The 14,898-nt window shown below is 38.7% G+C and carries 13 protein-coding genes and 2 tRNA genes; 3 read left to right on the top strand and 12 right to left on the bottom strand.

Annotated features, from left to right (window positions below; all coding sequences use genetic code 11):
- Nucleotides 1-624: 624 nt before the first annotated feature.
- The 7 genes from yihA to KQ486_RS06210 all read right to left on the bottom strand — a co-directional run bounded on the left by yihA (nucleotide 625) and on the right by KQ486_RS06210 (nucleotide 10,248).
- A complete protein-coding gene (yihA, locus tag KQ486_RS06240; RefSeq protein ID WP_144160630.1) occupies nucleotides 625-1,209 on the bottom strand; it encodes a ribosome biogenesis GTP-binding protein YihA/YsxC in 585 nt (194 codons plus the stop codon).
- A 6-nt stretch (nucleotides 1,210-1,215) separates the two neighbouring features.
- Nucleotides 1,216-3,534: an endopeptidase La gene (gene lon / locus KQ486_RS06235; RefSeq protein ID WP_144160633.1), complete on the bottom strand. Its 2,319-nt coding sequence runs from the start codon at nucleotides 3,532-3,534 to the stop codon at nucleotides 1,216-1,218.
- 201 nt (nucleotides 3,535-3,735) lie between these two features.
- Nucleotides 3,736-5,010 carry an ATP-dependent protease ATP-binding subunit ClpX gene (clpX, locus tag KQ486_RS06230; RefSeq protein ID WP_144160636.1) on the bottom strand — a complete coding sequence of 425 codons (1,275 nt, stop codon included), beginning with the start codon at nucleotides 5,008-5,010 and terminating at the stop codon, nucleotides 3,736-3,738.
- A gap of 413 nt (nucleotides 5,011-5,423) precedes the next feature.
- Nucleotides 5,424-6,758 (bottom strand): trigger factor, encoded by a 1,335-nt coding sequence (gene tig, locus KQ486_RS06225; protein WP_144160639.1) that lies wholly within the window; start codon nucleotides 6,756-6,758, stop codon nucleotides 5,424-5,426.
- 136 nt (nucleotides 6,759-6,894) lie between these two features.
- Complete coding sequence (locus KQ486_RS06220) at nucleotides 6,895-7,881, bottom strand: hypothetical protein (protein ID WP_144160644.1); 987 nt, start codon at nucleotides 7,879-7,881, stop codon at nucleotides 6,895-6,897.
- 117 nt (nucleotides 7,882-7,998) lie between these two features.
- Nucleotides 7,999-8,856 carry a fructosamine kinase family protein gene (locus KQ486_RS06215; RefSeq protein ID WP_144160647.1) on the bottom strand — a complete coding sequence of 286 codons (858 nt, stop codon included), beginning with the start codon at nucleotides 8,854-8,856 and terminating at the stop codon, nucleotides 7,999-8,001.
- Between the two features lie 126 nt (nucleotides 8,857-8,982).
- On the bottom strand, nucleotides 8,983-10,248 hold the full coding sequence (locus KQ486_RS06210; protein ID WP_144160650.1) for a C40 family peptidase: 1,266 nt from the start codon (nucleotides 10,246-10,248) through the stop codon (nucleotides 8,983-8,985).
- A gap of 321 nt (nucleotides 10,249-10,569) precedes the next feature.
- Here KQ486_RS06210 and KQ486_RS06205 point away from each other — a divergent pair, with 321 nt between their 5' ends.
- Nucleotides 10,570-10,956, top strand: a complete 387-nt coding sequence (locus KQ486_RS06205) for an SLAP domain-containing protein (RefSeq protein ID WP_186278530.1) — start codon at nucleotides 10,570-10,572, stop codon at nucleotides 10,954-10,956.
- Nucleotides 10,957-11,018: 62 nt separating this feature from the next.
- On the opposite strand, the gene KQ486_RS06200 is transcribed toward KQ486_RS06205, so the two are convergent.
- Nucleotides 11,019-11,135, bottom strand: coding sequence for a YjcZ family sporulation protein (locus KQ486_RS06200; protein WP_144160656.1), 117 nt, complete (start codon nucleotides 11,133-11,135; stop codon nucleotides 11,019-11,021).
- A 293-nt stretch (nucleotides 11,136-11,428) separates the two neighbouring features.
- Between KQ486_RS06200 and KQ486_RS06195 the strand changes: the two genes are divergently transcribed.
- Both KQ486_RS06195 and KQ486_RS06190 read left to right on the top strand, forming a co-directional pair.
- Nucleotides 11,429-11,502, top strand: a tRNA-Gly gene (locus KQ486_RS06195).
- Between the two features lie 20 nt (nucleotides 11,503-11,522).
- Nucleotides 11,523-11,596 (top strand) — tRNA-Arg (locus KQ486_RS06190).
- A 98-nt stretch (nucleotides 11,597-11,694) separates the two neighbouring features.
- Here the strand turns inward: KQ486_RS06190 and KQ486_RS06185 are convergent.
- The 4 genes from KQ486_RS06185 to KQ486_RS06170 all read right to left on the bottom strand — a co-directional run bounded on the left by KQ486_RS06185 (nucleotide 11,695) and on the right by KQ486_RS06170 (nucleotide 14,376).
- Complete coding sequence (locus tag KQ486_RS06185) at nucleotides 11,695-12,279, bottom strand: XTP/dITP diphosphatase (protein ID WP_144160659.1); 585 nt, start codon at nucleotides 12,277-12,279, stop codon at nucleotides 11,695-11,697.
- A gap of 13 nt (nucleotides 12,280-12,292) precedes the next feature.
- Entirely contained in the window at nucleotides 12,293-13,027 is a 735-nt protein-coding gene (gene rph / locus KQ486_RS06180; protein ID WP_144160662.1) for a ribonuclease PH, read from the bottom strand.
- Between the two features lie 84 nt (nucleotides 13,028-13,111).
- Nucleotides 13,112-13,930, bottom strand: a complete 819-nt coding sequence (gene racE, locus KQ486_RS06175) for a glutamate racemase (protein ID WP_144160665.1) — start codon at nucleotides 13,928-13,930, stop codon at nucleotides 13,112-13,114.
- Between the two features lie 26 nt (nucleotides 13,931-13,956).
- Nucleotides 13,957-14,376, bottom strand: a complete 420-nt coding sequence (locus KQ486_RS06170) for a MarR family winged helix-turn-helix transcriptional regulator (protein WP_144161052.1) — start codon at nucleotides 14,374-14,376, stop codon at nucleotides 13,957-13,959.
- Nucleotides 14,377-14,898 lie beyond the last annotated feature (522 nt).

The raw sequence follows: 14,898 nt of genomic DNA, 5'->3' as shown, positions 1-14,898 counted from the left end.
CACATAAATATAAAAAGTGGGAGCATATATCCTGCTCGCGGGCTCATATCTCGTCTGATCGGGCGCATATATGTAGAAAACGGGGGCATAACACGCCAGGATAGGCCCATATTTCCTGGGATTGGGCGCATATACCTACATCATCAAGAACGGTTCCACCGGGATCTGATTGGGCACATATAAATAAAAAGTGGGCGCATATAATCTGTCCGCGGTCTCAAATCTCGACTGATCGGGCGCATATGTGTAGAAACCGGGTACATATTGCGACATATAGGGGGCATATTTTCAAAAGATGGTCGCATATACGGCCGCGGGAAAAGCGCGAGTCTCGAGACCCCGCAGGCCACGCTTCTCGGCCGAGGAGGCTCGAGCCGTGCCCGGCGGTATAGAAGACACTGCGATTTGTCGCAGATGTCGCCTTATGCCCTTTGGGTGCAAGCACCCGACGTAAGCGGATCGCCTGACACCAACGGCCATCATCGAAACCTACACTAAGTTGTATATTTACTCCAACAAATATTTTAGAGCCGGTTTGAAAATCTCATCTAAATCAAACATCATGAATAAACCCGAACTAAGATTTCCTAATTAAATCTTAGTTCGGGTTACCATTTCATTATATTATTGAATATAAGATGTTACATATCTCCAGGCTTCTTCTTTGCCTTCAGCAGTTTCAGCGGAGAATCCGACCAAATGATCTTCCGATTCCATTTCGAGCACGTCTTTAACTGCTTTTAAATGTTTAGCTTTTTTCGACTTCGATAGTTTATCAATTTTTGTAGCTACAACGATAACTGGAATTTCATAGTGCTTGAGAAAATCATACATAACTTGATCGTCTTTTGTTGGTTCGTGTCTGGAGTCAATCAGAAGGACGGTAGCTTTGAGTGATTCACGTGTCACAAAGTATTCCTCCATCATTTTTCCCCAAGCTTCTCTTTCTTTTTTTGAAACCTTTGCATAGCCATAACCGGGTACATCGACAAAGAAAAATGCTTCATTCAACTGATAAAAATTCAATGTTTGTGTTTTTCCTGGCTTCGAAGATGTGCGGGCTAACGCTTTGCGGTTAATCATTTTATTGATAAAAGACGATTTGCCCACATTGGATCGGCCAGCCAGAGCAATTTCTGGCAAGCCTCCTTCTGGGTATTGTTTTGCGCTAACCGCGCTAATGATTAATTCTGCTTGATTTATTTTCATGCGACTTTACTCCTTTAAAAGGGCGTGCTCCAACACTTCATCCAAGTGTGAAACAGTGATAAATGTTAAGTCATCCCGAATACTTTCTGGAATATCTTCAAGATCTTTTTCATTTTCTTGAGGAATCAAGATTGTCGTCAATCCTGCTCGATGGGCACTGAGTGATTTTTCCTTCAATCCACCAATCGGCAGTACTCGACCACGCAATGTAATTTCACCCGTCATTCCGACCTCTTTCCGAACTGGACGGTTTGTAAACGCTGAAACGAGTGCGGTAGCGATTGTAATGCCCGCAGACGGACCATCTTTAGGTGTAGCGCCTTCTGGAACATGGATATGAATATCATATTTTTCATAAAAATCATTTTCCAACTCAAATTCTTCTGCTTTGGCACGAACGTAGCTGAGAGCTGCTTGAGCCGATTCTTTCATGACATCACCAAGTTTACCGGTTAACGTTAACTTCCCTGTACCTTTAGCAAGAGACACTTCAATCGATAATGTGTCTCCACCAAACTGTGTGTAAGCTAACCCAGTTGCCGCGCCAATCTGGTGTTCTTCTTCACGCTGACCATACCGGAAACGTGGTTTACCTAAAAATTCTTCCAGTTGATTCTCCGTCACAACGACACGTTTCTTTTCACCGGAAACAATTTGTTTGGCAGCTTTTCGGCAAAGCGAAGCAAATTGTCTTTCTAAGCCACGTACCCCTGCTTCGCGTGTGTACTGGCGAATTAATTTTAAAATCGCTTCATCTCGAAATTGGACTTGGCTTTTTGTCAGACCATTTTCATCAATTTGTTTTGGGATCAGATGCTGCTTGGAAATATGCAATTTTTCTACTTCCGTATAACCTGCAATTGTAATAATCTCCATCCGATCCCGGAGAGGTTCAGGAATCGTTGCTAGCTGATTGGCTGTAGCAAGAAACATCGTTTTAGATAAATCATATGGCTCTTCAATATAGTGATCACTGAAAGAATGATTCTGCTCAGGATCTAGAACCTCTAGCATGGCTGAAGAAGGATCTCCTCTGAAGTCATTGGACATCTTATCGATTTCATCCAATAAAAACACCGGATTGATTGTTTCGGCTTTCTTCATTCCACGAATAATTCTTCCTGGCATCGCACCAACATAAGTTCTACGATGACCACGAATTTCCGCTTCATCTCGGACTCCTCCCAGTGATGCACGGACATAATTTCGGTTAATGGATCTGGCAATGGACTTCGCCAAAGATGTTTTACCAACACCTGGTGGTCCGACTAGACATAAAATCGGTCCACTGAGTTTATCTGTTAATTTTTGGACGGACAGATATTCAAGGACACGCTCTTTCACTTTTTCCAACCCATAGTGATCAGCATCCAAAATCTTCTGTGCTTTAGGAATATCAATGTTATCTTCCGTTTCCTCTGTCCATGGTAAACTGACTAACCATTCCACATAATTTCGGATAACAGAACTTTCTGCAGAGCTTTGTGGAACTTTTTCGTAGCGATCCAGTTCTTTGTTGGCTACTTCTGTAATTCGTTCAGGCATATTTGCTTCCTCGATTTTTTGACGAAGTTGCTCAACTTCTCCACCTTTGCCGTCTTGTTCTCCTAATTCTTTTTGAATTGCTTTCAATTGTTCACGAAGATAATATTCTTTTTGTGTTTGTTCCATTGATTTGCGAACACGCTGACCGATCTTTTTTTCCATGGTTAGAACTTCTTTTTCATTATGAATTAGTTGAAGTAGGTAATCTAACCGGTCCGGTATATACACATACTCTAAAATATTTTGTTTATGGTGCAAACGAAGTGGGAGATGTGATGTGATTAAATCCGCCAAGTTACCCGGCTCTTCAATATCCTTCACCGTATCAAATGTTTCTTGATTCAACTTCTTGGATATCTTCGTATATTCTTCAAACTGATTAATCAACATCCGAACCATTGCTTGTTCTTCAACACGATCTCCATGTTCTTCTTCAAGTAATGTATAGTCAACATGAAAATACGGTTCGACCTGGTTAAAGGAGAGGATTTTTGCACGTTCAACTCCCTCAACTAAAATTCGTCGAGTACCATTTGGTAGCTTGACCATCTGTTTAATCGTTGCAATCGTCCCTGTCTGATAAATATCTTCAGGTGACGGATCATCTGCATCTGTATTTTTTTGTGTCGCCAAAAGAAATTGACTGTCTTCAACCATCGCATCTTCCAGCGCAGCAACTGATTTATCTCTGCCTACATCTAAATGCATAACCATGGATGGATATACGATTATTCCTCTTAAAGGGAGTAGTGGTATCTTTTGATCGTTATTTTCTTTCATTATTGTACCTCCAAGTTGTGGCCCGATGTTCCTTCAATAAAAACCACTTAAATCTTTTTATGATACATACCTAATAGATATTATGTACGACAAACGAAATCATATCGTAAAGGATTTAACATCTCACGATTGAAAACAGTTAAAAAAGGTACCCTCCTCATGTCGATGAGAGTACCTTTTTCAACTAAAGATCCTATCAAATTAAGCACTTTCTCTAGGTGTCATATCTTGCTCAACGACAGATCCGTCTTTCAGTACGAGTTTTGGTTTACCATTGCTCTCTTCAACGGTCTTCCTTGTAATAATACATTTTTCAATGTCATCACGAGAAGGAAGATCAAACATCACATCAAGCATCAGTGCTTCTAAAATCGATCTCAGACCACGTGCACCTGTTTTTCTTTCAATTGCTTCATTGGCAATCGCGCGAAGTGCACCTTCTTCAATTTCCAACTCGACGTTATCAATATCAAATAGCTTCTCATACTGCTTCGTCAAAGCATTCTTTGGTGCAGTCAAAATTTCGACTAATGCATCTTGATCAAGCGGCTCCAAGCTTCCAATGACTGGCAAACGTCCGATGAATTCCGGTATTAAACCAAAACGGAGCAAGTCTTCAGGAAGGACTTTGGAAAGTAACTCTGATTCGGTCATTTCTGGCTTCTTCGCTTCAGTGCCAAAGCCGATAACACGCTCACCAAGACGACGTTTCACAATTTGATCGACACCGTCAAAAGCACCACCAACGATAAACAAGATGTTCGTCGTATCAATTTGAATAAATTCTTGATGTGGATGCTTACGGCCTCCTTGAGGAGGAACACTTGCTGTCGTGCCTTCTAAAATTTTCAGTAAGGCTTGCTGTACACCTTCACCGGAAACATCACGGGTAATCGATGGGTTTTCTGACTTCCGTGCAACCTTATCGATTTCATCAATGTAAATGATTCCTTTTTCTGCTTTTTCAACATCGTAATCAGCTGCTTGAATCAATTTTAATAAAATATTCTCAACATCTTCACCGACATAACCAGCTTCAGTCAATGATGTAGCATCTGCAATGGTGAAAGGTACATTTAAGATTCTCGCCAACGTTTGAGCAAGTAATGTTTTCCCGCTACCCGTCGGTCCGAGTAACAAAATATTACTCTTTGCAAGCTCTACATCATCGTTTTTAACGTTGGAGTTGATCCGTTTATAGTGGTTATAAACAGCCACTGATAATGATTTTTTTGCTTTATCCTGACCGATTACGTAATCATCCAGGATTTCACAAATTTCTTTTGGTTTTGGAATTTCTTTCAAATCTTCTTCTTCAACAGTACCTAATTCTTCTTCTACGATTTCAGTACATAAATCGATACACTCATCACATATATAAACGCCTGGTCCAGCTACAAGCTTTCTTACTTGATCTTGTGTTTTCCCACAAAACGAACACTTTAATTGCCCTTTTTCTTCACTGAATTTAAACATTATTTCACCCCAAAATCAGTATTAATTATCTATCTGAAAACTTCTTACGTTGAATGTTGCCAATACCGTATTTCCCATTATGTACTGCCAAAGAAAAATAGTCAAAAGATAAACTTTACTTCTATTCGTATGCAACAAAACGCGAATGTTTCCTTAACTCATCTTATTTTCACAAGCTGTAACAGAAAGAAGCTAATTTCTTCTTTTCGCTTCATAAGTGTCAGTTTCTTCTTTTGTGCTAAAGCCAATTCGTCATTTAAATAACTTAATTATTTTTCTCCGGCCATCACAGAGGTTATAGTATAGCTTACCTTAAAACTGCCATAATTAAACTTCCGTGTGAAATGTTTTTTCACTATGTAAAAAACAAGGCACGTAAAGAAACTTACGTGCCCCTTTCGTTTGGGTGTTAATTATTCATTTGATTCTTCGTCTTCCTGTTCTTCTGTCTCTTCTTTAGGCTCGACCAGCTTTGCATTCTCAAGAAGGAAATCAATTGCTTTTTGCAATTTCAGATCGCCTTTCAATGCATCTGTATTTCCTCCGAGCATTTGTCTCAATTGATCAACTTCCATTTGATATTGAGATGCCATTTCTTCGAGTTGTTTGTCAACATCTTCTTCAGTTGCTTCAAGCTCTTCTGTTTCAGCAATTGCTTCTAACGTCAAGCTCGTTTGTACACGTTTTTGTGCATCTTCTTTCATTTGTTCTTTTAGATCATCCTGTGTTTGACCAGAGAACTGCGTGTACATTTCCATCGTCATACCTTGCATTTGAAGACGTTGTTCGAACTCTTGTACCATGCGGTCGAGTTCATTATCAACCATTGCTTCAGGGATGTCGATTTCTGAATTCTCGGAAGCTTGATTAATCAATGTTTCACGTTTTTGATTTTCAATTTCGTTTTCTTCTTCATCAATTAAACGCTGTTTTGTTTTTTCTTTTAATTCATCAAGTGTCTCAACGTCATCATCAACATCTTTAGCGAATTCATCATCTAATTCAGGTACTTCTTTGGACTTGATGTCATGAATTTTCACTTTGAAAGTAGCTTCTTTTCCGGCTAGGTCTTCAGCTTGATAATCTTCTGGGAAGGTTACTTGTACTTCAGTATCTTCTCCAGCAGTTTTACCAACAAGCTGCTCTTCGAAACCTGGAATGAAAGTTTGGGATCCGACTTCAAGTGAATGGTTTTCAGCAGATCCACCTTCAAATTTTTCGCCATCTAGATAACCTTCAAAATCGATAACGACGGTGTCGCCTTCTTCAACTTGTCCTTCTTCTTTCACGACAAGTTCAGCTTGTTTCTCTTGAAGAGTCTTCAATTCATCGTTGACATCTTCATCTGTTACAGAAGCTTCTTTGTCTTCTACTTCAAGGCCTTTGTATTCGCCAAGCTTTACTTCAGGCTTCACTGTAACTGTAGCTGTAAAGATGAATGGCTTCCCTTTTTCAATTTGCTCGATATCCACTTCAGGCTGATCAACTGGTGTAATTTCGACCTCATCGATTGCTTCACTGTAAGCTTCAGGTAGGATGATATCGACTGCATCTTGATATAAAGATTCAACACCGAAACGTTGTTCAAAAATTGGACGAGGTACCTTTCCTTTACGGAAGCCTGGAACCTGTACATCTTTAGATACTTTTTTGAAAGCTTGATCCAACGCTGAGTCGAATTTTTTCTCGTCGACTTCAACCGTCAAAACGCCTTCATTTCCTTCTTTCTTTTCCCATTTTGCTGACATTATAATTCCCTCCAACATCTATTCATTCATTTTAAAAACAATAGATTTTTTTCATGCATTTCACGATTCTGTCATATGCAACCATTATATTATAACATAGAAATTAATCGGTTCAACATCAAGGCATTCAACGGTTTCAATCATCAATTTGTGAAAAATAAACCTTTTCATAGCGCTCGATTGTTTCCATCCATTCTTCTTGGTCCTTGGTAGTTTCATGTTGCTTGGATGATGGCTCATCTAACGTCAAATATTGCTTTGCCAATCCGAGAACTGCATCGGCTACATCTGTTGCCTGTTCTAATTTTGGTGTGAAAGGAAACAAAATGTATAGATAGCGATACAAAATCTGTTTCGTAAAAGAAAACATAGTTGGATCTTCTTGTTCAATTTCTTCTAATTCACTCAAGACTTTCGTTGCAAAATTCGTATCTAATATGTCTTCGATAAGCGTAGGGTTCGCGATCATATATTTTTCAAACTTCTCTATTTCAAGGTTTTCATTAACTTCTTCATCCATACACCATTGAAGCAAACCTGTTTTAATCACGGGGTTTAGTTTTGTATCAACAAAGTAAGGTTTAATAAGCTCTAAGTAAGGTCGCACGGCAAATGTTCGATGATAAGATAACAATTTCCATTGCTCTTTAAAGTGGCCATTCTCCAACGAATCAATGAAATGATCCATATCTTTTTCTCTCTCTTCAGCTCCCGTTGTAGTTAGAAATTCCTCACATTGATCATACAACAGTTGGAAATGCGCCTTATATTCCGGAGGTAATTTTGGATCATTTTCGAGCTGATGAAGTGTATCCATTACTTCAGAGTATTGATTCGAATGAAACAAAATATTTAAATAGATATGTATGTATTGATAATAATTCGATTCATCTTCCTTCATCAATTTGCGGCATAAACCTATAGCTTGTTCGTTTTGCCCCAACTCACTAAGCGAGATAATTTTTGCAATCAATATTTCATTGGAAGCTGCGTTAAAGCTTTCTAACTTATGTATAAACAGTAATGCTTCTTCATAATTTTTATTTTCGATTGCTCGTTTACTTTGTTCCTCCAAGTCTCTTTTCCAACCTGGGAACATTACAACCTCTTGTCTATCATTCATAATCACCCATCCAATCTTCTCTTGGTTCGTATTCCATTACCCCTTTCATGGAGAGGGGAAACGTTAAAGTAAAAAGTTATGTAAAAAAATGAGCACATGGTCAAACGAATTTTCCTCCTAACTATATCGGTTGAGGATTCGATCGACTGAAGCTCCGTACATCTCACCGAATAAATTCAAGTGAACGAGTAGGTAGTAAAGCTGATATATTTCTTTTATATCTTTGTAATAGGAATCAATTGGATAAACTTCGTTATATTCATTGTAGAATGTCTGACTGAATCCCCCAAATAACTCCGTGAAGGCTAATTCAAACAGGCGATGTCCATAAAGAAATGACGGATCGATTAAATATGGGACACCTTTCGGACCCACTAACCAGTTCCCTCCCCAAAGATCACCGTGTAAATATGAAGCACTCACATCATTAGGAAGTAGCTCATCCAAACGTTCCATTAATCGTTCTAGTTTTTCTCGACGAACACCATGTATCCTTTTTGTTTGTATACCTAATTCCAATTGATTTTTCAACCGGAAATCTCGATAATAATCAACCCAGGAAGCACACATTGCATTTGTTTGAGGAAGTGTACCAATATATGTATCGGAATAGAATCCATGTTTTGAATTCGTTTGTTGATGCATCAATGCAAGGTTTCTTCCTAACATGACATCTGTTTTGGAAGTTTGCTTACCTTCGACCCACTCCATCAACAAGTATGCTTCTCCTTGTTCATCTGAATAATTGATCACTTCAGGAACATGGATTGTCTTTGTACTTCTAATCTGATCTAAACCTGTTTTTTCAATATGAAAGAAATCTTGCGGCGAATCTGTATGTACTTTCATAAAATATTGTTGACTAGCTGTTTGGATCCAATAACTGTCGTTAATAGAACCACCTGAAACGGATTGAATCTGTTGAATCGCCTCCTCTATACCAGTCTGTTCAAAAAGTTTGTTCACTAAACACATTTTATGAACATCCTTTCAATGAATTGCTGTTTCAATTATATACGAATTTCAAAAATGTTCAAAAACAAAAAGAAAAACGGTATCAAGGAAAGCCCTTGATACCCATTAAGTCACTAAGCTTTATTATTATCTTACACGGCGTACATGTCCAGCGAATTTGCTTTTCCAATAACCATGCGTCATATCTGCAACTGCAAGCCCTGTTGAATTTTGAGAGCCGATAAACTTACCGTTTCCTAAATAAATCCCTATATGTCCGTTTGTTTTATACGTGTTAAAGAAAACGAGATCACCTGGTTGCGCTTGACTATACGGAATTTTTGTACCGACTGAACTCAACCCGGCTGTACTGCCCGGAACTGAGATTCCAGCTTGTTTGAAAGCCCAATGAATGAACCCGGAGCAATCAAAACCTGCTGTTGTTTTTCCGCCCCATTGATAAGGTGTTCCAAGATGTGCATATCCTGCATTAATGGCTGTTGAAACATTCCCATTGGCTTTTGGAGCACTTTTCGTCTGCTGTTTTTTCGAGCTTTTACTTTTAGACGCTTGTACAACAGAAGAACCCTCATTATTGTCAGATGATTGGTGAGAAGCTAATACAACAGTCTCTGATCTTTGCTCTGATTCCTTTTGAGCTATTTTATTCTTCACCTGCTGTTGCATGCTTGCTAACTCACTATCTTGTAATTGCAGTTCATCCTGAAGTGCCAATAATTCAGACTGCTTGTCTTTTAAAGACTTTCGTTTTTCTTTTGCTGCAACTTTTTGGTCTTCAATTAAGGTAATCATTCCCCGCAGTTCAGTCTGCATATCTTGTAATTCCTGTAACTTACTGAGAACTTTATTTTGTTTCTTTTTCACAGTGGCTTTATCTTCTTGTTGCTCTAGTATGAGTTGTTTATCAGAGTCCATGATTTTTTTTACTGCATTTGACCGACTAATAAACTGTCCCATATTTTTCGAGCCTAAAATGACCTCGATATATGCAATATCTCCCCCATTTCGATGATAGGAAACAAGACGTTCTTGAATGATTTCTCGACGGATTTCAATGTCTTTTTCAATTTGCTGAATCTCTTCTTCTAATTGTTCGACTTCATCTTCTGTTCGGTCTACTTTTTCCTCCGTCTCATCCATTGTTCGTTGGTTCGCTTCTAAGGTTTCATTCAGCTGTTCAAGTTCTTGATTTAACTCTTCTAACTCAGTTAATACTTGATTCACTTCTGTTTTGGCTTCTTCAATATTTTGCTGTACATCAGCTCGTTCGTTTTGCAACTCCGATTCCCGGTTTTCTAAGTCTTCGATTGTCTCAGCATATGTATGTATTCCTAGTATCCCGGTAATGCCAATTGCTAAACAAACTGAACGGATTAACGACCTTTGTTTCATTGTGAACCTCCCAATTCGAAATGCTAGATTGTTAGATTTTGTGTTTTACCCAGTATAACATTCATAGATTTCAACACTATTAAACAAATATTACAGTTTCATTTCAATCCGTCTAAAGATAAGTCGTATTTTGTATATAAATGTTAATTGTTGGAAAAACAGAAGGAGATTTGCACATATCCACCAAACAATCAAGTAGTTCTTTTATCACAAAGCGATCGTTACCTAATATTTTTGGCATATGCCTTTATTCTTTTATCGAAGGTTTCCATCTTGTACAATGATAGTATTCTTAAGCAATACGGAAGGGTGTTTTTCGAATTGCAACAATTACTCTACCATCCAGCTTGGAAAAAACAAGTGGATTCTGGGTTGGACCAACAGATTCAAGAAACATTTTTACAAACGAGGGATGATCAAGAGAAGGTAATCATACCAATAAGACAGGCAATCAATCATAACGGAGACTACTTGCTAACCGTTCTTTTTCACAATCGAACTCAACAAGCGATTCATTTATCCAATATTCATTTATCCGTCTCTTCTCCATACTTCCAAGCGGTACAACATCAATTTCCGACAACTGAGTGGTATGTTGAGCCGCAAACAAGTTCTCCATGGACGTTTATATTCCGTGAAATGAATTATTCTGGTGAACTGGCAGATGATGTTCGAGATTTACAGATTGAATTTATTTCTACTATTTAATTTGAATAAGCCCCCTCAGTATTGAGGGGACTTAATCAAAATGATTTACTTAGCGGTTAATCTTAGTAGCCATAACCGCCGTAACCGCCGCCACTCCAAGACGCTCCAACAATAATCAATAAAATAAACAAGACGACAATTAAGGCGAAACCGCCACCGTATCCATATCCTTGACTCATAAACAATACCTCCCTTTCTCCTTTATTCATACACTATGTAGAACAACAGCTATGTGTTTGAGCGAATGGCCTAATTCGGTCCAAAGAGAAGTTATTTTTTATAGCCATTGTGTCAATTACCTAACGATCTATCGCTTATTTATAGCCTAGCTTTGTTTTAATTTAAATAAAATCATTTATTTTTTTAATTAGTTGGTTGACATTGCTGGCTATCCTTTTATATAATAGGTCTTGTCCGAAAAAGATAAATCGTCTTTCTTGGTTCAAATAAAAGCTTTTAAAATACGACTCGTGCGGGTGTAGTTTAGTGGTAAAACCTCAGCCTTCCAAGCTGATGTCGTGGGTTCGATTCCCATCACCCGCTCCATTCTATGTCAATAGTCAAATGTCCCAGTAGCTCAGTAGGATAGAGCAACAGCCTTCTAAGCTGTGGGTCGGGCGTTCGAATCGCTCCTGGGACATACCAGAATCCAGTAACCGGTTGGTTGCTGGATTTATTTATGTTTCCAATTAATAAAAAATCGAACGAGAGGTAAATTGTCTCGTCCGATTCAATAAGCTATCTCAATTCGTTAAGCATTTTCTCCAATGCTTTCTTTCGATGGCTGATTCTGTTTTTGACATCCGGTCCTAATTCACCATAGGATTGATCATATCCGTCTGGTTGAAATATAGGGTCATAACCAAAACCTTGTTCACCACGTCTTTCTGTTAAAATCCTTCCTTCACTTCTTCCTTCTGTCGTCAATGTTGTCTCACCTGGACGAGCAAATGCTAATACGCAAACAAATGCTGCTTCACGATCTTCGCTTTTTTTATCCTGCAATTTTTTCAGTAATTTATCGTTATTTGCTTGGTCATCCTTCGCTTCACCGGCGTATCTGGCTGAATAAACACCTGGCTCACGGTTCAGTGCATACACTTCTAAACCAGAATCATCTGCTAAAACGGGTACTTGATACTTCTTTGCATAGGTTTCTGCTTTTAGTATGGCATTCTCTTCAAAAGTTGTGCCTGTTTCTTCTACATCTTCTGCCTCTGGAAATTGCTCCATTAGACTTTTGATTTCAATACCCTGTCCACTTAAGAGTTCTTTCATTTCTTCTAATTTACCTTGATTGGTGGTCGCTACATAAATAATCATTGGTTATTCTCCTTTAGATCAACGCTGCATCTTCGCCAAGTGCATCTTTTTGTATATCAAATAGTTCTTTTACGCCTTTTTGTGCAAGCTCAATCATTTCATTCAGTTGATCGGGAGTGAACGTTGCTTCTTCTCCTGTGCCTTGCAATTCAACAAACTCATTTGCTTCTGTCATGACCACGTTCATATCAACAGCAGCGGCAGCATCTTCTACATATTGGAGATCAAGCAATGGTTCTTGACGATCACTTAATCCGACCGAAATGGCTGCTAAATATTGCTGGATTGGCATCTCTTTTATTACCTTTTCTTTCAGTAACTTGCTGCACGCAAGTGAAACGGCTACGAAAGCACCTGTAATGGAAGCTGTGCGCGTCCCACCATCAGCTTGGATAACATCACAATCTACCCAAATTGTTCGTTCTCCAAGCTTATTTAAGTCAATGACTGCACGTAACGCTCTTCCAATCAGCCGCTGAATTTCCATTGTCCGTCCTGTTACCTTCCCTTTGGATGATTCACGGATGTTTCTTCTCTCTGTCGCACGAGGTAACATGGCGTATTCTGCAGTTACCCAACCTTTTCCCTCACCACGCATAAACGGTGGCACTTTATTTTCGACACTTGCACTGCAAATGACCTTCGTATCACCCATCGTGATCAACACAGAACCTTCCGGATGTTTAATATACTCGGTTTCAATATGAACATTTCGTAATTCATCTGCTTGTCTTCCATCAACTCTCATTTAGTAGCCTCCTCATGATAAATCGATCCATCTGCACTTTACTATGTGTCAATATCTATCCGAACATAAAGAAAACTTGGCGACTTACCAAGTTCTTTGTTCATTTAATTGAACTTTTGCTAGGTGTATATGAGCAAATTGACCGAGGATTACCTTTAACTTCTCAAATGATTGGATCTCTTTTGTCGTGTAAATAATCGGTTCGACTGGTTCATTCATCGGTTCATGTAAGGTATTGGAATAAGTTAATATGGATCGAACTTCAGTCGCTGTTTCTAATGCTGACGACAAAACAGTCACATGGTCTCCTACAACTTCTTCGATGATATCTTGAATAATCGGATAATGTGTACATCCAAGAATCAACGTGTCCATGTTTGTCATTTCTTGAAACGGTTGCAAGCTCTCTTGCACAATTTTCTTTACCGGATCTCCAGTTACATTCCCATGTTCAATCATTGGCACAAATTTTGGACAAGCAATGCTCATAGTCTCAATAGCTGGATTCAATACCTCAAGTGAATTCGCATAAGCTCCACTTTCTACGGTATTCGTTGTACCTATGACTCCAACCGAATTCGTTTTTGTCGATTGCACGGCCGCTCGAGCGCCAGGATTCACTACACCTATAACAGGTATAGATAATTTTTCTTTCAAATCATCCAGCAAGATGGCTGTTGCTGTATTACAAGCAATGACCAATAACTTAATATCATGCTGGATTAAATAATTGACCAATTCCCACGTGTATTGAATCACTTGTTCTTTCGTTTTTGTCCCATACGGACATCTTAATGTATCTCCTAAGTATATGAATTGCTCGTCTGGCAGTTGACGATGTAGTTCTGTTAAAACGGTCAATCCACCAATTCCTGAGTCAATAACCCCTATTGGTTTATTCATTCTAGTTGCCTCTTTCTAGTGTAGGTTTAATTTTGCTGTTCATGTTCGACCATGACTTTGTGTAATTGAGCCATGGATTCATGTAAACAATCGAATTCGTCTGTTGTATGGGATAGTAAAATATCTGACAAATAATCTTGGCGTTTTTGAATCACTTCATTAATAATGTCTCTTCCCTTATCTAATAAATGTATTCGTACAACACGACGATCTTTTGGATCCCTAATTCGAACAATTAATTCATTTTTCTCCATTCGATCGACTAAGTCCGTTGTTGTGCTGAAAGCCAAATACATTTTTTTGGAGAGTTCACCAATCGTTAAATCACCCAATTCCCTTAACCATTGAAGTGCAATAAACTGTGGTGGTGTAATAGGATAGTTATTAAGTATCTCTCTTCCACGTTGTTTAACGATGTGTGATATGTATCGTAAACTTTTTTCCATCTCCAAAATTTTTTGAGCGTGCTCTGTCGAATTCACACAATCTCCTCCTGTCCGACTGCTCCATATACTTATTTTCAGTGTTTTTTCTCCAAAATTCAAGTCCTAATATATAGAAACAGTTATTTACATGACTAAATTAGTTATTCGTTAGCAAGTTAAATAAACATTTTTTATTATTATATGTATATTTTATCGAGATGGTTATCGGTTGACTCGTGGTTTACTGAGAGAAACTGAGTCATGAAGGGTATACGATTCAACTGCAAAGCTAGATTCTAACTGATTGTTGAAACGTAGTCTATTCGACCGGACGATTGAACGCGTATGTGCTCCGGGTGATTAGAGTCCTGCTATTTGACCGAATAATCGAACGCGTGCCTGCCTCGGGCGATTAGAGACCTCCTATTCGACCGAATAATCGAACGCGTACCCGCTTCGGGCGATTAGAGACCTCCTATTTGACCGAATAATCGAACGCGTGCCTGCTTCGGGCGATTAGAGACCTCCTATTCGACCGAATAA

It is taken from the genome of Allobacillus halotolerans (genome assembly GCF_018967645.1).
In the GTDB taxonomy this organism is placed as follows: domain Bacteria; phylum Bacillota; class Bacilli; order Bacillales; family Alkalibacillaceae; genus Allobacillus; species Allobacillus halotolerans.
Note: the sequence above shows the minus strand (reverse complement) of the source record. Positions and strands in the feature narration are given on the sequence as shown.